Below are 20,688 nucleotides of genomic sequence, written 5' to 3' on the forward strand. Positions count from 1 at the left end.
GCTCAGCGCTGCTCTCAATGTCGATACAATTACGGATTTCTCCGAGGCCGACGATACAATATGGCTGGACCCGGCAATATTTGCAGGGCTTTCGCCCGGTGGGCCACTCTCGGCAGATGCTTTCCGCATCGGTGCGTCGGCCTTGGATGCCTCCGACCGCATCCTGTATGACAGCAGCAACGGATCACTCTCATACGACAGTGATGGTACCGGCAGTGCCGCTGCCATTCGCTTTGCCAATGTGTCCAGCGGACTGGCCATGACGAGTGCGGATTTCCGCGTCGCGGCCTAAGCAGATAGAAGAGCCCCGGCGCAAGCCGGGGCTCTTCATACGCGTTCTAAGGCAATGCTGGATAGTCGGTGTAGCCTTTTGCACCACCGCCATAAAAGGTGGCGTTATCTGGCTTGTTAAGATCCGCACGTTCCCGCAGGCGTTTAACGAGATCGGGGTTGGCGAGAAGCAGCTTTCCAAAGGCAACAAGATCAGCCTCACCCTTTGCAATAACCGTTTCAGCCAGGGCCGGATCGTAAGCATTATTGACCATCCAGGCTGCATGCCCTCCAGCATCCCTGTACGCGGCGCGGAGAGCGATATAATCGAAGGGTTTATCGCCCTGCTGGAAATCCCGTGGGCCGCCTGTAGCACCTTCGATGATGTGGACGTAAGCAAGTTTGTAGGCGGCAAGCTTTTCCACCACATAGGTGAAGAGTGGCTGAGGTTCCGGGTCCGATGAATCATTGGCTGGTGTTACCGGCGATATCCGAATGCCCGTGCGTCCCGCACCAATTTCTTTTGTGATGACGTCAAGCACTTCGAACAGGAAGCGTGCGCGATTTTCGATGGACCCACCATAGGCATCAGTGCGGTGATTGCTGCCGGATCGCAAGAACTGATCAAGAAGATATCCGTTAGCGGCATGAAGTTCCACACCGTCAAAACCCGCATCAACAGCCGCTCTGGCCGCTTTCCGAYAGTCTTCAACAATCCCCGGAAGCTCGGCGAGATCAAGCGCGCGCGGCTGCGAGGTTTCGGCAAAGGTTCCGCTGCCATCCGCATTGATCAGAAATGTCTTGGATTTCGCTGTAATTGCAGAAGGCGCAACAGGCGCCGCGCCATCGGGCTGAAGAGTATTGTGGGAAATACGGCCCACATGCCACATCTGGACGACGATCTTACCGCCAGCTGCATGCACTGCATCCGTCACCTTTTTCCAGCCTGCCAGCTGATCAGGTGCATAAAGGCCCGGAACATCGGCGTAACCCTGTCCCTGATGACTGATTGCCGTTGCCTCGGTGATCAACAACCCAGCTGTTGCACGCTGGGAATAATAAGTTGCAGCAAGCGCGGTTGGCACGGCATTGGGCGATCGGTTACGCGTGAGCGGAGCCATAACAACACGATTGGCGAGTTCAATATCACCAACTTTGATAGGATCAAAAAGAGTAGGCATGGAAGACCTTTCATTTCAGGGCGAAACTTCTGGGAGGAGCTTTGTCACCGGCGCCCTGACCGATGCAACAAGATCAGATGGAGGCATGCTGGCTAGATTATCTCGGTCATATCGCGCAGGAAGGACGCGATCGTGTCTTCGTTGCGCTTGTAATAGACCCATTGTCCAACGCGCCGGATTGTAACCAGTTCCGCCCGCTGCAAGACAGCAAGGTGCGCAGACACCGCCGACTGGGACAGACCACAGCGTGAGAACTGGCTGGCACACACGCCCAGCTCAAGAGGGTGTTCCTGACTGGAGAAATAATGCTCAGGATTCTTCAACCAGTGCACAATCTGCAGTCGGACCGGATGGGCAAGAGCTTTAAGGATCTCATCGTTTTTCATTCCTGATAGATATGAATGAATCGCGATAAGGCAATATATATATCGTTAATACACGATATAGTGATGGACCGCTTATTCTATTCGTAGGTCCGGTAAATCACCACGTCAGCTTGTGAACGATGCAGAAGCAGAACAGCTTCTGACATTTCAGGTTGGACTGATCGCCAGATGTTCAAACAATCGAGCCACGGCCTCAGCACCCGGATCAATATGTCCCTCGAGTTGCTTGGCATTGATATAGACCGCGCGCCCCGCTTTGGCACGAACGAGTGTCGCCGTTAGATTGGCCCCTGCCCGCGCCGCATGGGCGCCAGATTGCAAACTTGCTCCAAGGGCATCCAGCGCAGGAGCAAGGGCATCCACCATAGTCCGGTCGCCAAGGTGTGCCCCACCAATTTCCTGCATGCGGAGCAATCCGGCTTTCAGTGCTTCATGCATGGGTAAACCGTTTGATGCACCGTCACCCGCCGCTGTGAAGAAAATGGCAAGAAGAACACCCGATGAGCCACCCATCGTTTGGCTAAGTTCCAGACCAATCGCGCGCAACAGTTGCGCATGATCCGATAGTGGTAAACGATCAACCGCTTTGACCAGCGCCCTTGCCGCACCCGCCAGCGTGGAACCGGTATCTCCGTCGCCAGACTTGGCATCCAAGGCATTCAGATCATGCTCTGCAGAAATGAGCACATTGCAGCAACTGATGAGCAATTCCCGCGTCTCTTTATGATCGGATGGAAGCGGGGCCAATGGCATCAGGCCATCCGGCAGTGCCGCAATAGCAATTGGCTTAACCCGCGAAAGACCCGGCCATGCGGTTAACGATACCAGTTCAGCCAATGCCTCGAGATCTGACTTATCCGCAGGAAAAACGGAAACAGAAAAACCGTGCATGTCGAGAGAGGTCATCATGGCTGCCGGGCCAACAACATGTGAAATGTTCTTGCCAATTGATGAATTGACCAGTTCATGAACCAGTACCGACATTTCAAGGACAGAGGTACCACCGAGATTATTGATGAGAGCAACATGTGGTGCGTCGTCCATACGGGCCGCAAGCTTGCTGGCAACTGCGCCCATCGCCGTTTTGGCGTCGGTGTAATCTATCTGCTCTACGCCCGCTTCGCCGTGTATGCCCAAACCGAGTTCCGCCATTCCCGCAGGGATACGGTCCTCTTTGGGTGATCCGGGAACTGTGCAGGTATCAAGCGACATGCCTATGCTTTTTATACCGGAAATGACCCTCTTGGCCGCATGCGTGATGGCCTCCAAAGTTGCACCGCTTTCTGCCATCGCACCGGCAATCTTGTGCACAAACAGCGTACCGGCTATTCCGCGCGGCTGCGGCAAGTCTGGCAGCGCAATATCGTCATTGACGATCACCATGTTCACCTTCAGCCCGAAGCTGCGCGCGCGTTCTGCCGCAAGGCCGAAATTGAGCCGGTCGCCGGTGTAATTCTTGACGATAAGAAGACAACCTGCCGATCCCGTCACTGCCAATATGCCAGCCAGAACCGCATCCGCACTCGGGGACGCAAATACATCACCGCAGACTGCGGCCGTTAACATGCCAGCTCCGACAAAGCCTGCGTGAGCGGGCTCATGACCAGAACCTCCACCCGAAACCAAGGCGACCCTGGATTTGTCCCAGTCGCTGCGAATGACAACGCGAATATGCGGAAAGCCATCAAGGCGGGTAAGTTTACCCTGCGAGGTTGCCAAAATGCCATCAATCGCTTGTGTGACGACATCTTCTCTCTTGTTGATAAACTGTGCCATTGAAACTCCCTTAAGCGAGGCGCACATCGCCAGCATCCATCGTACAATTTCGTCCTATATCGGTTATATCCCTTAAAGGCTCTCGTCCGGATTTTCCACGGAGCTTGCGGTCCGGTAACGAAATACCAAGGAAGCCCTGTCAGTTTGATAACAACGCGATTCGGCGCTCGCGAATATTATCAAAACGACTTTGACCTAGCTCGACCACCACCGGGCTCAAAAGGGCAGGATCCATATGGCCACGAGAAAGCGCAGCACCCGTTCATCGTCACGTTCACCGAAGCGGTCATCCTCACGATCTTCGTCGCGCACGTCTTCCACCGGTTCATTATTGGCTCTGGCAGTGATCGTTGGAGTTGGCGCTTTGAGCATCTGGGTAGCGACGCAGCCCAAAAAATCGCAAACAACATTCTCCAGCCTATTCGAGCGTATAGCTACACGTACTGGACAATCGACAGTTGCAAAGCCTGAGACAACAGGAAAACAGCCTGCAAAAAGCGACGCTCAACAAGAAAACAGTCGTGCACTCACGTTGGTTGCTCCTGTGCCACGACCTTCCGTCGCTGTGGGCGTGCAGCCCGTAACGACAAAGCCCGTACAGCGGGCAGAACTGCAGCCACTGCAGCCGGAGCAACGTCCACATCTGTCCATCGGCCCTGCAGAAAAGGCAGTCATCCAGACGCCACGCGGCATCAATATGCCCAACATGATGCCATCAGTCGTTTATGCCCGCGAAAGGCTGACCTTGCGGAGCAAGGCATGGGATAAGTCCGCCCCTGCGGGCACTGTCGAAAAGGGACGCGAAATGCGCTCTTATAGCAAGACCGGCAAGTGGCATCGTATTGTGGTTCCCGCCACCGATATGATCGGTTGGGTGCATGAAGATATGCTGATCACCGTAAAATCCCACGCTGGCATTTCAAATATGGCAACAGGCGCGATATTTGCCACGCCCAAATCGGCGCCCGTGCAGGCGGTCTATCCACCCCGCCCGGTAGGCCCACAGTAAGAGCCCGGATCGTCGCTGCCTTTGCCACGTTTGATTGACTCTGCAACTCTATGGGTTTGTTTATTTCAGTGCCGATTTGCGACACTCACGCGGAGTACTCGCGAAGCGGCGGCGAAACATCCGGCTGAAATGCGACGAGTCGGAGAAGCCGCATTCAATCGCAATAGTGGTGAATGATTTATCGGTATTTTCAATCAGTTGACGCGCCAGCGACAATCGCATGTCTATGAAGGCCGCCTGCGGAGATGTCCCGAGTACCCGTTTAAAATGCCGTTCGAGGCGGCGCTTGCTGATGCCCAGATGCGTGGCAATCTGGCTAACAGAGATCGGCGCATCCAAGCTTTGCTGTAGCAACAAAAGTGCTTTCCTTACAAAGGGATCGCTGGTGTTGAAATCAAGTGCAGGACTTGGCTGCGGCGATTCTTCCACCTCAGCCTCGTTGATCATCATGATGTGCAAGCTTTTGGTGGCAGGCGCCTTGCCGATATGCTTTTCCACCAGGAATGCGGCCAAATGCGCGGCACTTGCACCGCCGGGGCAGGTAAGTCGGTCACGGTCGACAATGAATATCTGGTTGGACACCGGTCGGAGACCGTCAAATTGCTCCAGGAAATCGGCGTGGTGAAACCAGCTGACGCAACAACGATAACCATCCATCAGCCCGGCATGATGTAGAATGAAGGCACCGGTACAGACGCCGATGAGCGGTACTTTTGCCGCCGCAGCCCGTTGAAGATATCGCAAATATTCTGAATTTAGATTGGGAATCTCGTCAATCAGCCCGCCTATCACTGCGATGTAGTCAAACTTGCCGGGATCACCGAGCCGCTCATTCGGTTCGACCATCACACCGCTGCTCGAAGCTACCGGGTGCATCGTGTTGGACAATACACTCCACGCGCAACGGATTGGCCGGCTGCGATCTCCTTCGTCGGCCGCCAGCCGCAAAACGTCTATGAAATTGGCAAAAGCATTTAGCGTGAAGTGCCGCGCTAAAATGAAACCAACCGACAGTTGCAAAGCCTCACCATTGGGGCGGCCCGGCCCTGTTATCCAGCGCTCACGCATGAATACCCTTCCTTCAAGCCAAGTGTCGCATACATAACATGTAATTGACGCATCCATTCTGTTCGAGCGCGCCAGATCCAGCAATAGATTTCAGGAGACAATTTTCGAGCGCCCTCAGAACTACTGGATTTGCCCCATGATACTTACCTATGCTGCATTCATATCGCTCGGACTAATCTGGGGTTCCAATTTCATCTATATGAAATGGGCTGCCGCCCTTATCAGCCCTGAACAGATCGTCCTTCTGCGAGTATTTTTCGGCTTTCTGCCGCTGGCATTCACGGCTTGGCATAAAGGTATGATCGATCGCAGCCAGTTGCGCCATCTGCCGCATTTCTTCGTCATGTCTGTTGCGGCAACTGCTTTTTACTACTTTGCGATTGTGAAAGGTACACAGTTGCTCCCCTCGGGCATCGCTGGCGTGCTGGGTGGGTCGATAGCCTTGTTCACTTCGATCTCCTCGCTCTTGTTTCTGCAAACTGAGAAATTCAACAGATTAATGGCGATAGGAGTCGTTTTAGGCTTTGTCGGCATTGTTCTGATTACAAGACCCTGGGAGGGAGAAAACAACCCCGTCAACCTGGTAGGTGTTATATGGATGCTGTCAGGTGCGATCGTCCTTGGATTGTCGTATGTTTACGTCCGCCGCTTTCTGTCACCACTCAGCTTGCGGCCTCTGGCGCTTGTCACCTGGCAAATGGGGTTGGCCTTGATTATCCTTCTCCCGCTGACTGATTTCTCCGGGATCGGGCGAATACTAGAGAATTCTCATGCGGCTATCGGCCTTGTGGTTGGACTTGGCGTTCTAGGAACCGGAACTGCCTTTTTGCTTTACTATTTTTTACTGGAAAAACTCGGTGCTATTGCCTCGTCAGGCTCGACCTATATCACACCGGTTGTCGCGTTGCTCATCGGCTGGATCGCCGGTGAGAAAGTGGGCTGGCTGGAATTGGCAGCTGTTATCCTCATTCTCACCGGCATCGCGATGTTGCAGATTGGACGACAACAAGCGGCTCACCAGATACCACCATCTCATAAACCGTGAGAGACATCTGGCACTGGTCGCAACTCAGGCATGAGCCATTGCAGAACTATATTACCGTCTGCGGGAGGGCCCGACTACGGATTCAACTGATCGTCCGACAGCCAGGATGTGCTGGTCCTGATTCTGAATTCCAGCGATCATAAGTCCAACCGGTGCGTTTCCAGCCTCATGGCATGGAACCGACAAGGCGCAACCGTCGAAGATGTTAACTGCGGATGGATTGCGCAGCATGCGTCCATTGATCCGGTAATAGGCCTCGTCGTCCTTGATGACTTCAGCGATGGGCGGCGCGATATCTGGCGTCGTCGGCATCAGCATGGCATCATAACCCGCAGCAGCAGCATTAACGTTGCGTATGAACTGGCGCCTCAGTGTTTGCAGATCAACATAATCGGCGGCCAGTATGATTTCACCAGTCTTGATCCGCGCAAGAACGCGAGGGTCGTACTTGTCTGCTCCGTCCTTCAGGAATTTGCGATGCCAGGCATAGGCTTCCGAGGCCGTTATCATTCCTTTGGGATTGATTGTGGGCGTCATCTCAAATTCAGCCATCGGCAGCTCGACGATTTTTGCGCCTGCGGCTGACAATTTCGATAGCGCTGCATGAAAAGCATTTGCCACTTCAGGCGAAAGGTCATTCTGAAAATAAACCTGCGGCACAGCAAACCGCAAATTTTTCAAAGCCAGACTTTTGGGGGCTGCCAGTTTTTGATCCGCGATGACGCTGTCCAGCAGGATGCAATCTTCTACGGTCCATCCAATTGGACCTGCGGAGTCAAAAGACGTTGAAAGCGGCATGACGCCATCGAGTGTTACCCGCCGCTGTGTCGGCTTGAAGCCGACAAGGCCATTGAGAGCAGCGGGGATGCGCAGTGATCCACCTGTATCCGTACCAATCGCACCTGCCGCCATTCCGTCCGTTACGGAAATGGCGCCCCCTGACGTCGAACCCCCGGGAATGCGTCCGGTTGCACGATCGAAGACATTTTTGGGAGTGCCGTAATGTGGATTGATGCCAAGACCTGTGTAGGCAAATTCGACCGTATTGGTACGGCCAATTATAATAGCCCCCGCCTCTCTCAAACGCTGGACAACAACGGAATCCTTCGTCGCAGCAGGCTGACCAATCAACACCGTTGATCCGCCAAGTGTCGTTTCTCCAGCTTCGTCAAACAAATCCTTCACGGATATGGGGATACCGGCAAGAACTGGCAGCTTGTGACCTTGCTTGCGCTTTGCATCGATTGCGTCAGCCGCGAGCTTCGCCTTCTCGGCATGAACCTTGATGAATGAAGGCTTGCCTTCACCGTTAGGGTCATTGATCGCGGCCAACGCTTCGTCAACCAATTGCCGGCTTGTGATTTTGCCCTCTGAAAGGCTGCGTGAAAGGTCCGTAATCGATCGATCGTGCATGGAGTTTCCTGATGTAGAAGCATTGTGCGCGAGCGCATGGGGAAGGAAAGAATTGACGCCAGCCATGGCTGCGCCAATAGCACTTGCCTGAAGGATCGCGCGCCGTTCTTTATCCATCATGTGCCCCTCGTGTTGGTGGTGGGAGTATAAGCTCGGCCAATTGTTTCAGCTTATTGGGTAGGGGAGAAGAGAGCTAGGCAGGAACCTCTCACAATATCGTCTTCAAGCGACCATAGGCAAGACGTGCGCATTGTATGTGTGCCTGATTGTCCGCTTCAACACGGGATCATTCAGTTCCATTTCGAACCGATCTGATGACCTTATTCCCCCGATCGCTGCCAAGGTGCCGCAGAACATCGCTGTTCCGGACGCCAGGGGTGCGTTTTCGGTATGACGGCGGATCAATTCCCCGGGATTCAACAGCGATGCCACGCTACCTTCCTGATAGAGAACGCGTTCACCAGAAACCGTAATCCATGATCGAAGCTGTAATTCGTCCCAGTGCTTTTCCACCTCTTCAAATCGCCACAACGCGCGTGCCACAGGCTTGGTACAAAGTTGTTTCGAGACTGCGACGGAATAAGTTTCCACCTTGCGATCCGTATGGTCTGATCCAAGACCAACGAAGAGTTCTCCGTCCAACGACAAAATCATGATCTCTGCCTCCCCCGAACTTTCAGGCCCGAGGACCTCAACTTCAGAGGCGGTCGTCAACTGATCTGCCGCGACCCGATAATAGAGTGGCACGGTGCTAGGCCGGGGAACACCCAGCACCGCGAGTTCTTCGATATGGTGCTCGACGGCCGCAAGATTGCGGCCCGCCCAGCCCGCAATGACGAGAGAGTTGATCGGAGCACGCAACTCTTGGCCGTCAGGTAGTACAAAGGAAAGGACATTCATGACAAAGCTCCTGTTTATTGGATCATCCGGTTGAAAGGGCAATTAGTCTTCCAGTGGCCTGTGTGCTGTTTCACGGGCAAACAACAGGGCAAGACCCGTTACGCACAAAGCGCCGGCCACGTAGAGAGAGATTGCGACGGTGTGGTTATAATTTTGGAACAATGCCGCGATGATCAAAGGCGCAAAACCACCACCGACAATCCCCGCAAATGTATAGGCGAGGGATGAACCACTGTAGCGAACTCTGGTCGGAAATTGCTCAATCACGAAGGAGGCCTGTGGCCCGTACATGGCGGCATGTAGAAGTAATCCGACAACGACAGCTAAAACGATCATCAGCGGTTGCGCCGTGTCGAGAAGCATAAAAAACACAAACGCCCAAACAATAGCACCAGCAGTACCAAGACCATAAACCGTGCGCCGTCCCCAACGGTCTGACAAGGCTCCAAAGAAAGGCACGGCTATGGCGTTACAGGCAGTGCCAATGAGCACAGCAACGAGGGCCATTGAGCGCGGCAGATGCAATACGGTCGTAACGTAAGTCAGCGTAAAGACGACGATCAAACCATACAGGACATCAGACCCGATACGGGACCCGCCGGCAAGAAGCAGACGACGCCAGTGAAGACTCAGGACTTCCTTGATAGGTGCTTTTGCTTTGGCCGCTGACTCCTCTAGGCTCTTAAACATTGGGGACTCACCTACCCCACTCCTCACCCAAAGACCGAACGTGACCAGAGCAAGGCTGACGATGAAAGGAATGCGCCAGCCCCAGGCCAGGAATGCCTCGTCAGACATCGTCGCAGTAATCGCTGCAATCAAACCTGTGCCAAGCAATGTCCCAAATGACGGACCTACCTGAGTCCATGATGCATTGAGCCCCCGCCGATCTTGCCTGCCATGCTCCACCGAGAGCAGAACAGCCCCTGCCCATTCGCCGCCGAGAGCGACGCCCTGCAGGAAGCGCAGTGCAACCAGAAGCAGCGGCGCGAGTGCTCCAATTGATGCATAGGTTGGAAGCAGGYCCATCAAAGCGGTTGTCAGGCCCATTGCGATCAATGTTGCCACCAGTACCGCACGGCGGCCCAGCTTATCGCCAAGATGACCAAATATAATGCCGCCCAAGGGCCTCGACACATAGCCAACTGCATAGGTCGAAAAGGCGAGGATGGTTCCGGCCAACGGATCGAAATTGGGAAAGAACAGGTGGCTGAATACCAGCGCCGCCATGGTGTTATAAATGGTGAAATCATACCACTCAAGCGTGGTACCCACCATGCTGGCTGTGGCCAGCCGTTTGGTTTGATTTTGGGAATGAGCGGGTGCTTGGATGTGGTCGACAGTGCTTACAGTTTGCATGAATAACCCCTCTATTGTTTTTCTTTTAGGTAAGATTGTTCGTCGGATGGCACGCCCTTGCGATAGCCGTGCGAAACATTTCAGTTTCAATCCTTCTTGCTTGACCCAAAGCCAAAGTGAGCGGTTTAAGCAGCGACGGTCTGCATGTTGCTCAAATGTGACGACAAGTCGGATGCCTGCAGTCGCCACAGCAACTCAAGGAACGCCGTTTGCAAGGATGTGCCAGGTGAGATGAAATTGCTCGCCTTGGCGGCAGCTTCGCGAACCGCGTTTTCGCTGCTGGCCTCAATCAACAGGATGGGATCGAGAACACGTCCATCTCTCGCTTCATTGGGCAATGGCGTGGATTTGGTCGTGTCCGGAATAAGAAGCGACGTTGAAATAACACCCGGCAGCTCCTGAACAATTGCCCCTGCCCCACGAAGCGCCACGGTTTCCATTTCAGTTGGCAACCGATCAAGCCGCAGAACCGCCAGATGTGCTCCGGTTCCAAATCCGGTCTCGGCAGTCACAGAACAGACGCGGCGCATCGGATTAATCATCCGGCCCAGATTGGTTACAGACCATGGGGTCTGACGTGTGAAGGCTTTCTCGTAGGCGGGGCTGGCGAAAACATCGAGGGACGTTGTTCTGTAGAGACCAAGGTAACGGCGACCCGCACCAATGATCTGATACCGTGTGCCGGAACTGAAACCCGGAATGCGCACACGTTCTTCCACATGCTCCCGGTCATACCATCGATTATAATCATCTTCGCCCGAAGGGTCGACATCAGACCAGACAAACAGCATACCCGACGGTGCTGGAACTGCCTCTTCCTGCGTTGCGGTGTTTGGTCCTGTCATTTGATCAATGCCTCCATAATGATGAGGTAAAGAACAACGAACAAGTGAGTTTGGGTCAAACGCGTTTTTCCGATCACGAGTGATCGATAAAACTGTTTGAAGCCGGGCAATCAATTTTCGGCTTCCACAAACCATCTTTCAAAGCAAAGAAAACGACTAAGCTTATGAATTATATATGCTTCTATCTGCTTTCCTCGGGTCCGGGGATAGCGAAGTCAGGGCCTACACTGAGCGCATACTGCGCAGCCTCCTGCCGCGCCATGGCGCCGATGACCTCGACTGTCTGACTACTCGGGTCTGTCATAAGACTGGCCATAAGATGCAGTTGAACCATGCGGGTGGCGCATGGGATAACAACCAATCGTCCTGCAGACAGTTCGTCACGGAAAGGCGCCAAAGGCACAAGTGCCGCACCGAAACCTGCACTCACCAAACGCGATATTGCAGCAAGTGAGCTTACGCAATGCACGCGTTTGGGTTGAATCCCGGCATCCCGGCAAGCCTGCAAAAGTGCGTCGTGAGGCTGCGATCCCCGTGACATTGTTATGGCTGGCCGTTGGACAAATCGTGCAATAGGCAATGGACTTCCGTCGCCCCAATCGTCATCGGGCCTGCCGATCCACGCCATCGGCATCGTTCCCATCCGCTGGTTGAGAATTCCGTCACCCAGAATGGCATTGGTCTGCAAGGCAATATCAAGCTGCCCTCGCCGCAACTGTTCGTGCAGCCGGATCGTCGGCTCCGCAGTCAGTTCGATTTCCAGTTCCCCATGCGCCTGACGTACACGCTCCAGAAATGGGATGAGCCAAGTGTAGAGAATGGTTTCGACAGCACCAATGCGTACGGTACCGGTTAGCTTGGCACCGGGCGCCAATGCCCCATTCATCTCACGGGAGAGATCCAAGATGCGCTCCGCATAGTCGAGCAACATGCGTCCTGCGGTTGTAATGCGAACTTCGCGCACTTCGCGGTCGAACAGGCGTTTTCCGAACTCACTTTCGAGTGAGGCGATACGGCTGGAAATGGCGCTTTGTGTCATATTGAGCCGGTCAGCCGCACTACGGAAACTGCCCAGTCGCGCCACCCACACGAATGCTTCCAGAAATCGCGTGTTCATACAGATAGTCTCCAATTGGGGTAGCTAAGCCCTGGTAGAAAAAGACGCGGCACACCTCACATCAGTAAAGCGAGACGACCAACGGACTGCCAACAGGTTTCGCTCAATCACCTCTGTTCAATGCGCCTGAGTACGGATTCAAGAGCGAGTGTCAGAGCCTTTGTTCCACCATTGTCGATAAATTCAGTGAACACCTGCTCGTTGAGACCGCCCTTTGTCGAAAACTCAGACGCCATTTCCTCGAATGATTGCGCCTGCGATGCGCCCGTTACATGGGACAGTCCGCCAAACAGCTGTCTTAAATAGCTGCTCGCCTGATCATAGGACATTCCTTCCGCTTCAAGCCAACGGGCGCTTGTTTCCAACAACCCAAAATACGTGGCCATCAGCGCACTCGCTGCCCCAAAAAGATTGTACTGCTTGAGGTCTTTTGCTTGAACTGCAACGCCAAGCGGGGAAAACAGGTCAGCGATCAGGTCGTTGGGCGGATAGATTGCCGTCGCGCCCTGTAACTCAGCCACGAATGGCAGCGGGATTGTCCGGGTAATCGTGACTGGTACCTTGATCCAGCTGGCGAGTGTCTCGATTTGGACGGCAGCAATAAAGCTCACGACCTGCATATGTTCGCGAAATCTAAGCTCGGCTATCACTTCTTCGGCAATTTGCGGTCTTATTGCAAGAAACACGATATCAGCGCTGTCGATCACATCCTGATTGTCCATTCCCACGCGCACGAGGGGAAATTTCGCTGCCAGCCGGGATGCGATGTGCGCACTGCGCGGCGAAACCACGACAGCACTGATATCCGATCTTGATTTCATCAAGCCAGTGATAACTGCCTCGGTGATCGCACCAGATCCTACAAAACCTAACTTCATCATTCCCCGCAGTGTTGACGTATCCCATCTATCATAATGCAATCCAGTCGCCGAGCTTTGCAAACGCTTTGAAACAGGTGGGCAGATGCCAACTCAACCGGTCAAGCCAGCGCGAATATACTTCGCCATTTCGGATACGGGGGACGTTACACTGCCTTTCGCTATATGCAGACCGATAGAAAACTGGGGCAGATCAGGAAGGCCGTCATCGGCGGTCAATATGCGAAGATCCACCGGAACCGTACTGGTCAACAATGCTGTGATAGCAAGGTCAGCCCGCACCATGGCCATGGTCGCCTCAATATTACCGTTCTCGAAGACTGTTCTCCACGGTCGCGCCTGATGCCCGAGTGCAGAAAGAACCGCGGGGCGGAACGCACAGGTTTCAGCGACCATCGATACAGGCAGGGGTGTCTTCAAATGCGCTCCGCCATTTCTGGCACCGATCCAGACAAGCTGCTCCACACGCGAGTATTCAGCCTGATCTGAATCGACTTCCTCTTCGAGAAGGACAAGATCGACCTCCCGCCTGTCCAGCGCAGTCGTTAATTCAGGTGAAGACGCGCACATCAAAGACACTTCGACGAGCGGATAAGCTTCGGCATAAGCTTTCAGAACCGGCACGGTGATGACGCTGACGAGATCATAGGGCAAACCAAGTCTGACTTTGCCCTGCAGAGCATCCGCTGTCATCTCCGACCAGATATCATCATTAAGCGCCAGAATACGCCGTGCCTTGGTAAGCAGTCGTTCGCCCGGGGGTGTCAGTCGAAGACCACGGCGATTCCGTTCAAAAAGGGGCGATCCGAGCATATCCTCAAATCGCTTGATCTGCTGACTGACGGCACTCTGCGTTAGGTAACGTGCATTTGCAGCGGCCGTCATGCTGCCATGATCAGCAACCGCCATAAATGTTCTGAGAAGGTCGATATCCAGATTTCGCGACATCCCAGCATTATGAACGATAATGCCAGATACCTTCAACATTAATTTTCATGATCTGAAATTCCAGCTTAAGTTCCGCCCTCTCTGGATATCAAAGTTGGGTGCGCTTTTCCAACGGATGCCGGCAGGTTTAGCGCGCCAAACAGAATTAGCCGTCAGAAGGATTGGGCATGATAGAACCGACGCTTGCGCAGGTTACTGAACTGATTGGCCTGATTTATCAGGCTGCCCACAATCCTGAACAATGGAATCCTGCGGTCAAGACGATACGCGAATTTCTGGACAGCCCTAGCATACCAGTCACCAATCACTCCATATACAAGCTGGCAAGCAATGCCTTTTCAGCCAATCCGGGCCACGGCTATTTCCCGAATTACAGCAATGGTCTGGACCAGTCTCAAGCCGCGAGCAATTTTTCTTTTGCCAGAGGCTCCGAGAAACTCTCCTCCGGCAAGAACATCTTTGATATCAGCCAATATAGCCGCCGCGACTTTGGCAAGACGCGGGTAAAATCGCACAATCCCCATGATAGATCATACGATGACCGTACAACTGACAATGCAATGCTGATTGATATAAAGCGTAATGCCAAACCCGACACATGCAACTACAAGGATGTTGAAATTTTTGAGCTGCTGGTTCCGCATTTCGAACGGGCAAGCCTGATTAACAAGCAGATAAAAGTCGCGAACGCTTTGCGTTCTACATTTTCACGTCTGTCTTTCGGCATAATGCTGGTTACTCCAGACCTGCGCATTCTTGAAATCAATGATATTGCCAAAGCTTGGCTCACAACCGACGAGACAGCCTTGACGCTACGAGATGGATTTCTTGCAGCCAAGCCCGATATTCTTCGCCCACTGCGAAAACTTATTGCCGAAGCCTGTGGATACGCCGTGGTTGCCGGGACAACCGGCTCAGAAGGCCGAATCGTATTGGAAAAAAGCTCGGAAACCGGGGCGGGAGCCGACTGTGTTCTGGAAGTTGCGCCAGCGTTCGATGCGTCCTTCCCAACGGGCACTAGGGGATACTGCGCGACTGTCGTCATGAAGAAAATACATATGGCGAATTCAGAAGGTCTGAACGAACATATCCGCGCTGTTTTCAAGCTGACCCCATCCGAAGCCAGATTGGCTTGTCTGATTGCGTCAGGTCTTTCGCTGAAAGACGCAGCAAAGATGACAAACCTGAAGAACTCCACGGCGCGCGCTTATGTGGAGCGGCTGTTTCACAAGACCGGCACGCATCAGCAAAGCCAATTGGTTGCGTTACTCAAGAATACCGCGCCTGCTCTTATCAGGTCCGAGTTGCCGGACTAAGTTTATGAAAGCATCATTGTAGCCGCTTCCGCCTCTGTTGGCGCTGCCGCCTGTGCGCCAATAAACTTGCAGAACAACTCACCCTGAGAGGAAATTTTCAGTTTGGCGTAGATGCGTTTGCGATGAACCTTGATCGTTTCCGGGCTGTTGCCGAGCAAACGAGCAATGGATTTTGTTGAATGTCCTTTCAGCATCAACCGCACGATCTCAGCTTCGCGGGCACTTAATCTCGTGGTGCCAAAGCGGTCAAACACCAGTCCCATATCGGGAGAAGCCTGATTGCCAGGAACATCGAGATTGGGCCAATGTTTGTGGCACAGTGCCGCGATGACGGGCAACAACGCATCCAGTTGCGCAGTCGCCTCTGGAGGACAATGCACGTCGGAGTAGCGTTGCCCGAGAGATAGAGCAATGCTGGTGCCGTTCCCGGCACCAACGAAAATAGTCACTTCATCACGCAGGCCAATCTCAGAATAAAAGATTTTGTAATATTCGGTTGTTTTAAAATCATCAGGCGCACACTCCTCGAGGCTGACGACACGATTGCCGATATCGGACTTGAAGAGTCCATAAAACGGGTCAAGCAAATAGGCGTGGCTTAGATAAGGACCAACTGTGCGCCGCGTCGCTTCGGCATCCAGATTGGAATAGAGCTGACGCGGTGGCAAATCTTGCGAGAACACCGAAATAAAAATACTGTCAAAGTTGAACACGCTCAGACATAGATTGCCAAGCATCTCCGGAAAGCCGCCACTACCGACCGCTGTCACTGCATTGGCTATATAGGTCATCTGGCTGGTCGTGGAATGGTCCATTCGATTACTCCAGTTGATGCTTTCCTGTCGGGCAAGCGCACTCATGCGGGTTCTTGTTGCGTAATACAGTGAATGCCGCCACCGCCAATGGCAATGGAGTCGATCCGCACTTCACGCACACGGCGTTCCGGGAAGAGTGAACGGAAGATGCCGCGCACCAGCGTGTCGGAGGCAACACCGTAAACGGGCATGACCACACCGCCATTGACCAGATAGGAATTGACATAAGAACGGCAGAACTTCGGATGATCGGAAGGCGCTTCGACAGCTTCGGGCACGGTCACGATCCTGATCCGCCGTCCTTTGGCATCCGTCTGACCTTCCATCCCATCAAGGTTCTTCTGGATATAATCATTCCATTCGTTCGGCTCGGTACCGGGGCTTTCCATCAGAACAACACCGGGAGCGACGAAAACGGCAATACCATCAACATGGCCATCAGTTTCGTTTTCCAGAGGATTGCCGGGCAACCAGATTACCTTCTCGCCGCCAAGCATCTCCATCAACTCATTCTCGATTGCCTCCTTGGTCCAACCGGGATTGCGGTTGATATTGGGAAAGCAAGTCTCGGTCGTGATGATTGTCCCCTCGCCGTCAACACTGACGCCGCCGCCCTCAGCGACGAGGTTCGACGTAAATGACTTCACATCGGCTGTGTCGCAAACAATTGCAGAAAACCCGGCGTCCCCATCATGCGGATGATATTTTCCACCCCAGGCATTGAAGCGGAATTGCGTGCCGGCCCGCTGGCCATCCGCATTGCGCAGAAAGCACGGACCAGCATCGCGCGCCCAACTGTCATTAATGTCGGCCTTGATGATATCAATATTGTCGTCAAGCATAGCCCGCGCCCCGGCAAAATCTTCCGGACGAACAGACATTGTCACCGGCTCGAATTCACGGATTGCATGGGCCACCGCCGCATAGTCGCGTCTGGTGGCATCAATATCAGTCCATATCTCTGCGCGGCATGGCCACATCATCCAGGTACGTTTGTGTGCGGCCCATTCGGGGGGCATTTTAAAGCCTGCCTGGCGTGGCGTCTGGTTGGTCACTGGCGCTTCCTTTGAATAGAAATTTCTCATCAATTAAATTGGTCTTGATGCTCTATCTCTAGTTAATCCGAGGATTTTCTGTTATTCAAACGCGAAATTCTCAGCTATTCCATGAGAGATATTCATGCATTCCACCTATCGAAATCTACCTCTCGGTGCATTGGTCGGCTTTGAAGCGGCAGCCAGACTGGAGAGTTTTTCACTGGCGGCAATCGAATTGAATATGACTCAATCGGCGGTGAGCCATCAGATCAAAGCGCTCGAAAATCAGTTGGGACAGTTGCTGTTTCACAGAATTAACCGCAAGGTGGAGCTAACCGATGCCGGGCGGGATTTACGAGGAACCGCAGCTTCAGCGTTGGAAACACTTCGCCTTGGCATTAGACGATTGGATTTCTACACCAAGCCCGGGTCGATCGTGATTATGATGCCCTATGCTTTTGCAACCGGCTGGTACATGCCGCGCGTTGCTTCGCTTGTGCACGACTTGCCTAATATCGAGCCGTGGCTGGTGACCTCGGACTCTGAACCCGATGTCACACACTCGGAGATCGACTTTGCGATTGCACGCGGACGCGGCAGTTGGGATGGACTGGTTGCTATCAGGTTATTCGGCGATGAACTACGGCCAATGTGCTCCCCGGAGTTGCGGCGGCGTTTGCCTGATACCGTTACCCCGCGCACCTTGCAGGACTTCCCATTGCTGCATCACGAGGAGGAAGAGGACTGGCAGAACTGGTTCGTTGCCGCCGGCGTTATAAGGCCCGGCTTCGTCAAAGGGCTCAATTTCTCAGATTCCGGCATGGTGCTGGATGCCGCCGCCCGTGGTCTTGGAATTTGTCTCGGCAGCATGCGTCTTGCAGCCGAGCGGCTTAAGAACGGCGATCTGGTGACTCTTGGCAATGGAGTACCTTCCAGCCGCTCCTACTATCTCCTCGCACACCCCCGTAACCTGAAACGCCCCGGAGTTACCGAATTGTGGGACTGGTTCATAACGCAGGCAGACGCCCCTGACCTCTAGCGCTCGATGATGTTTTGCCCGTCCAGAGTCCGCAGCGCGGTGTACATTTCCGGTCGGCGATCCCGAAACACACCCCAGGCACGGCGATAGGCCTCGATCTCATCCAGATCGAATTTGGCTGTGAGGTAAGTCTCATCGACTTTATTCGTTTCGGCGATCTTTTCCCCAGTATGATCGGCTATAAACGAACTGCCGTAAAACGTCGTCGATGTCTCCCCCTCTGCCTCCGTCCCGATTCTGTTGGATGCAACCAGCGGCACGATATTTGCTGCTGCGTGACCCTGCATGGTCCGCTGCCAATGGCCAGATGAATCAAGCGTTGCGTTTAACGGCTCGCTGCCGATGGCGGTCGGAAAAAGCAGAAGTTCAGCACCCTTCAGGACAAGCGATCTGGCCGTCTCGGGAAACCACTGATCCCAGCAGATGCCGCATCCAATACGCGCAAACTTGGTCTGGATGGCGCGAAAGCCCGTATCACCAGGGCTGAAATAGAACTTTTCCTGATATCCGAGTGCCTGAGGAATATGTGTCTTGCGATAGTTCCACAATAACGCGCCGTCAGCATCAATGATTGCCAGCGAATTATAATAAGCCGCCCCTGACCGTTCAAAGTAGGAAATCGGCAGTACGACCCCAAGCTGCTTCGCCAGGGCGCGAAAATGGGCAACCCCCTGATTATCCGCCAAAGGTCGCGCAAGATCAAAATGATCAAGCCGCTGTTCAAGGCAAAAATACGGGGTCTGAAAAAGCTCCTGAAGCAGGATGATCTGCGCCCCGTCCTCGGCGGCCAGCCGAACAAGGTCTTCGGCCCGTTGGATGTTATCATCGATATCGTCACTGCATGCCATCTGGGTCGCAGCAACCATCAGTTTTCGCATCTGTCTCTCCTTTAACGATTAACGTGCTGCCATGAAATCTTTGATTGCATCTGCTATCGCCGCAACGATCATATCGCACTGCGCGCGATCAATGATCAGCGGCGGTGATACAATGATGCGACTGCCGACCGGGCGCACAATGACGCCGCGTTCAATGCATCCCATGAAAATGCGCTCGGCTGCGTTTTCAGATGACGGAAGTGGGGCTTTGGTTGCCTTATCGGTAACCAGATCGATCCCCAACATCAGACCGCGACCGCGCACGTCCCCGACAATGTCCAAATCCAGAAGCTTCTTCGCAGCTTCCTGCAGATGAGCGCCCGTGTTCGCTGCATTCGCAAGCAGTCCCTCACGCTCCATGATCTCGATGTTCTTCAGCGCCGCAGCACAGGCAACCGGGTGGCCAAAATAGGTCAGCCCCATGGAGAACACCCCGCCCTCACACTGCGGACGGCTGATCACGTCGTAAATCTCATCAGAGATCAGCGTGGCCCCAAGCGGAATGTAACCCGAGGTGATCCCCTTGGCGCATACGATGATGTCAGGCTGATAGTTATAGACCGATGCGGAGGCGAACCACTCGCCCAGACGGCCAAACGCCGTGACGACCTCATCAGCGATGTAGAGAACCTCGTAGCGATCGCAAACCCCACGCATTCGCGCGTGATATCCCACGGGCGCCACAAGAACCCCGCCCGCCCCCATAATGGGCTCCGCGATAAACGCGGCTACGTTGTTGGGACCAAGCTGTAAAATCCTGTTTTCGAACTCRTTGACAAGGAAGTCGCAATAGGCCTCGTCTGTCATACCTGATGGTTTGGCATAAAGATCAGCGGCGGAAACATGATGGATGAAATCCTCACCAACCTGATTGAAACCATACTTCGTTCCATGAATACCGGTCAGACTGGCCGCAATATATGTACCGCCGTGATACCCATTGTTGCGCGAGATGATCTTGCGCTTGAAGGGCATCCCCTTCATGGCAAAATAGTATTGCGCAATGCGCACGGCCATCTCGTTGGCCGTCGAGCCGCCACAGGAATAATAGACATGATTGAGTGAGCCCGGAGCAAGTTCCGCCAACCGCGCTCCAAGTTCAGCCGCCGGTATGTTTGAGGATGCACCAAAGGGATTGTAATACTGCATATCGAGAATCTGGCGCGACACGGCATCGGCCATTTCCGCCCGCCCGTGGCCAATGTTTACGCACCAGAGCCCGGCAATACCATCAAGGAATTTACGACCTTGAGTATCGGTCACATACATTCCCTGCGCTTTTTCGATGATCTGGCTACCGCTTTCGGCAAAGGTGGAAAAGTCGGTATAGGGATGCAGAACATGATCCCGGTCTTTCTCCCACGACGTTCTGTCATTGGAGCGGCTAAGGTTTGATACAGCAGTCATT

The 20,688-nt window shown here is 53.7% G+C and carries 20 protein-coding genes and 1 pseudogene; 5 read left to right on the forward strand and 16 right to left on the reverse strand.

The features are described 5' to 3' along the window. Window positions 1-292 (forward strand): annotated as a pseudogene (locus AB4Y96_RS23860) (calcium-binding protein); the annotation flags it as partial. Window positions 293-338: 46 nt separating this feature from the next. On the opposite strand, the gene AB4Y96_RS23865 reads toward AB4Y96_RS23860, so the two are convergent. The 4 genes from AB4Y96_RS23865 to AB4Y96_RS23880 all read right to left on the reverse strand — a co-directional run bounded on the left by AB4Y96_RS23865 (window position 339) and on the right by AB4Y96_RS23880 (window position 3,985). Continuing rightward, entirely contained in the window at window positions 339-1,451 is a 1,113-nt protein-coding gene (locus tag AB4Y96_RS23865; protein ID WP_441920353.1) for an alkene reductase, read from the reverse strand. Between the two features lie 92 nt (window positions 1,452-1,543). Next, a complete protein-coding gene (locus AB4Y96_RS23870; protein WP_441920354.1) occupies window positions 1,544-1,837 on the reverse strand; it encodes an ArsR/SmtB family transcription factor in 294 nt (97 codons plus the stop codon). A 147-nt stretch (window positions 1,838-1,984) separates the two neighbouring features. After that, window positions 1,985-3,613 (reverse strand): dihydroxyacetone kinase subunit DhaK, encoded by a 1,629-nt coding sequence (locus AB4Y96_RS23875; protein WP_441920356.1) that lies wholly within the window; start codon window positions 3,611-3,613, stop codon window positions 1,985-1,987. Window positions 3,614-3,829: 216 nt separating this feature from the next. Beyond that, a complete protein-coding gene (locus AB4Y96_RS23880; protein WP_175540729.1) occupies window positions 3,830-3,985 on the reverse strand; it encodes a hypothetical protein in 156 nt (51 codons plus the stop codon). A 172-nt stretch (window positions 3,986-4,157) separates the two neighbouring features. Between AB4Y96_RS23880 and AB4Y96_RS23885 the strand changes: the two genes are divergently transcribed. Continuing rightward, on the forward strand, window positions 4,158-4,622 hold the full coding sequence (locus AB4Y96_RS23885; protein ID WP_441920358.1) for a hypothetical protein: 465 nt from the start codon (window positions 4,158-4,160) through the stop codon (window positions 4,620-4,622). A 60-nt stretch (window positions 4,623-4,682) separates the two neighbouring features. Here AB4Y96_RS23885 and AB4Y96_RS23890 read toward each other — a convergent pair whose 3' ends face one another. Further along, window positions 4,683-5,690 carry a GlxA family transcriptional regulator gene (locus tag AB4Y96_RS23890; RefSeq protein WP_441920359.1) on the reverse strand — a complete coding sequence of 336 codons (1,008 nt, stop codon included), beginning with the start codon at window positions 5,688-5,690 and terminating at the stop codon, window positions 4,683-4,685. Window positions 5,691-5,826: 136 nt separating this feature from the next. Here AB4Y96_RS23890 and AB4Y96_RS23895 point away from each other — a divergent pair, with 136 nt between their 5' ends. Continuing rightward, a complete protein-coding gene (locus AB4Y96_RS23895) occupies window positions 5,827-6,735 on the forward strand; it encodes a DMT family transporter (protein WP_441920361.1) in 909 nt (302 codons plus the stop codon). Between the two features lie 51 nt (window positions 6,736-6,786). Here the strand turns inward: AB4Y96_RS23895 and AB4Y96_RS23900 are convergent, their stop codons facing one another. From AB4Y96_RS23900 to AB4Y96_RS23930, 7 genes are all read right to left on the reverse strand, one after another. Then, window positions 6,787-8,268, reverse strand: coding sequence for an amidase (locus AB4Y96_RS23900; RefSeq protein ID WP_441920362.1), 1,482 nt, complete (start codon window positions 8,266-8,268; stop codon window positions 6,787-6,789). A gap of 102 nt (window positions 8,269-8,370) precedes the next feature. Beyond that, window positions 8,371-9,048 carry a DUF2848 domain-containing protein gene (locus tag AB4Y96_RS23905; RefSeq protein ID WP_441920364.1) on the reverse strand — a complete coding sequence of 226 codons (678 nt, stop codon included), beginning with the start codon at window positions 9,046-9,048 and terminating at the stop codon, window positions 8,371-8,373. A 42-nt stretch (window positions 9,049-9,090) separates the two neighbouring features. Further along, on the reverse strand, window positions 9,091-10,407 hold the full coding sequence (locus AB4Y96_RS23910; protein ID WP_441920366.1) for an MFS transporter: 1,317 nt from the start codon (window positions 10,405-10,407) through the stop codon (window positions 9,091-9,093). Window positions 10,408-10,532: 125 nt separating this feature from the next. After that, complete coding sequence (locus AB4Y96_RS23915) at window positions 10,533-11,252, reverse strand: hypothetical protein (RefSeq protein ID WP_441920367.1); 720 nt, start codon at window positions 11,250-11,252, stop codon at window positions 10,533-10,535. A 181-nt stretch (window positions 11,253-11,433) separates the two neighbouring features. Then, window positions 11,434-12,369, reverse strand: coding sequence for a LysR family transcriptional regulator (locus AB4Y96_RS23920; protein ID WP_091885678.1), 936 nt, complete (start codon window positions 12,367-12,369; stop codon window positions 11,434-11,436). 107 nt (window positions 12,370-12,476) lie between these two features. Next, window positions 12,477-13,247, reverse strand: coding sequence for a pyrroline-5-carboxylate reductase (locus AB4Y96_RS23925; protein ID WP_441920369.1), 771 nt, complete (start codon window positions 13,245-13,247; stop codon window positions 12,477-12,479). Window positions 13,248-13,340: 93 nt separating this feature from the next. Next, window positions 13,341-14,234, reverse strand: coding sequence for a LysR family transcriptional regulator (locus AB4Y96_RS23930; protein ID WP_441920371.1), 894 nt, complete (start codon window positions 14,232-14,234; stop codon window positions 13,341-13,343). 128 nt (window positions 14,235-14,362) lie between these two features. Between AB4Y96_RS23930 and AB4Y96_RS23935 the strand changes: the two genes are divergently transcribed. After that, entirely contained in the window at window positions 14,363-15,511 is a 1,149-nt protein-coding gene (locus tag AB4Y96_RS23935) for a helix-turn-helix transcriptional regulator (RefSeq protein WP_441920373.1), read from the forward strand. Between the two features lie 2 nt (window positions 15,512-15,513). Here AB4Y96_RS23935 and AB4Y96_RS23940 read toward each other — a convergent pair whose 3' ends face one another. Both AB4Y96_RS23940 and AB4Y96_RS23945 read right to left on the reverse strand, forming a co-directional pair. Continuing rightward, window positions 15,514-16,248, reverse strand: coding sequence for a helix-turn-helix transcriptional regulator (locus AB4Y96_RS23940; protein ID WP_441920374.1), 735 nt, complete (start codon window positions 16,246-16,248; stop codon window positions 15,514-15,516). A gap of 119 nt (window positions 16,249-16,367) precedes the next feature. Next, window positions 16,368-17,381, reverse strand: a complete 1,014-nt coding sequence (locus tag AB4Y96_RS23945) for an agmatine deiminase family protein (protein WP_441920376.1) — start codon at window positions 17,379-17,381, stop codon at window positions 16,368-16,370. Window positions 17,382-17,505: 124 nt separating this feature from the next. On the opposite strand from AB4Y96_RS23945, the gene AB4Y96_RS23950 reads away from it, so the two are divergent. After that, the gene (locus tag AB4Y96_RS23950) at window positions 17,506-18,402 is read left to right on the forward strand and encodes a LysR substrate-binding domain-containing protein (protein ID WP_441920377.1); all 897 of its coding nucleotides are present in this window, start codon (window positions 17,506-17,508) and stop codon (window positions 18,400-18,402) included. Here the strand turns inward: AB4Y96_RS23950 and aguB are convergent. Together aguB and AB4Y96_RS23960 are read right to left on the reverse strand one after the other, a co-directional pair. Beyond that, on the reverse strand, window positions 18,399-19,280 hold the full coding sequence (aguB, locus tag AB4Y96_RS23955) for an N-carbamoylputrescine amidase (RefSeq protein WP_441920379.1): 882 nt from the start codon (window positions 19,278-19,280) through the stop codon (window positions 18,399-18,401). The genes AB4Y96_RS23950 and aguB overlap by 4 nt on opposite strands. An 18-nt stretch (window positions 19,281-19,298) precedes the next feature. Further along, the gene (locus AB4Y96_RS23960) at window positions 19,299-20,687 is read right to left on the reverse strand and encodes an aminotransferase (RefSeq protein ID WP_441920381.1); all 1,389 of its coding nucleotides are present in this window, start codon (window positions 20,685-20,687) and stop codon (window positions 19,299-19,301) included. Window position 20,688 lies beyond the last annotated feature (1 nt).

The sequence above is a fragment of the Phyllobacterium sp. TAF24 genome (genome assembly GCF_052113785.1).
Classification (GTDB): Bacteria; Pseudomonadota; Alphaproteobacteria; order Rhizobiales; family Rhizobiaceae; genus Phyllobacterium.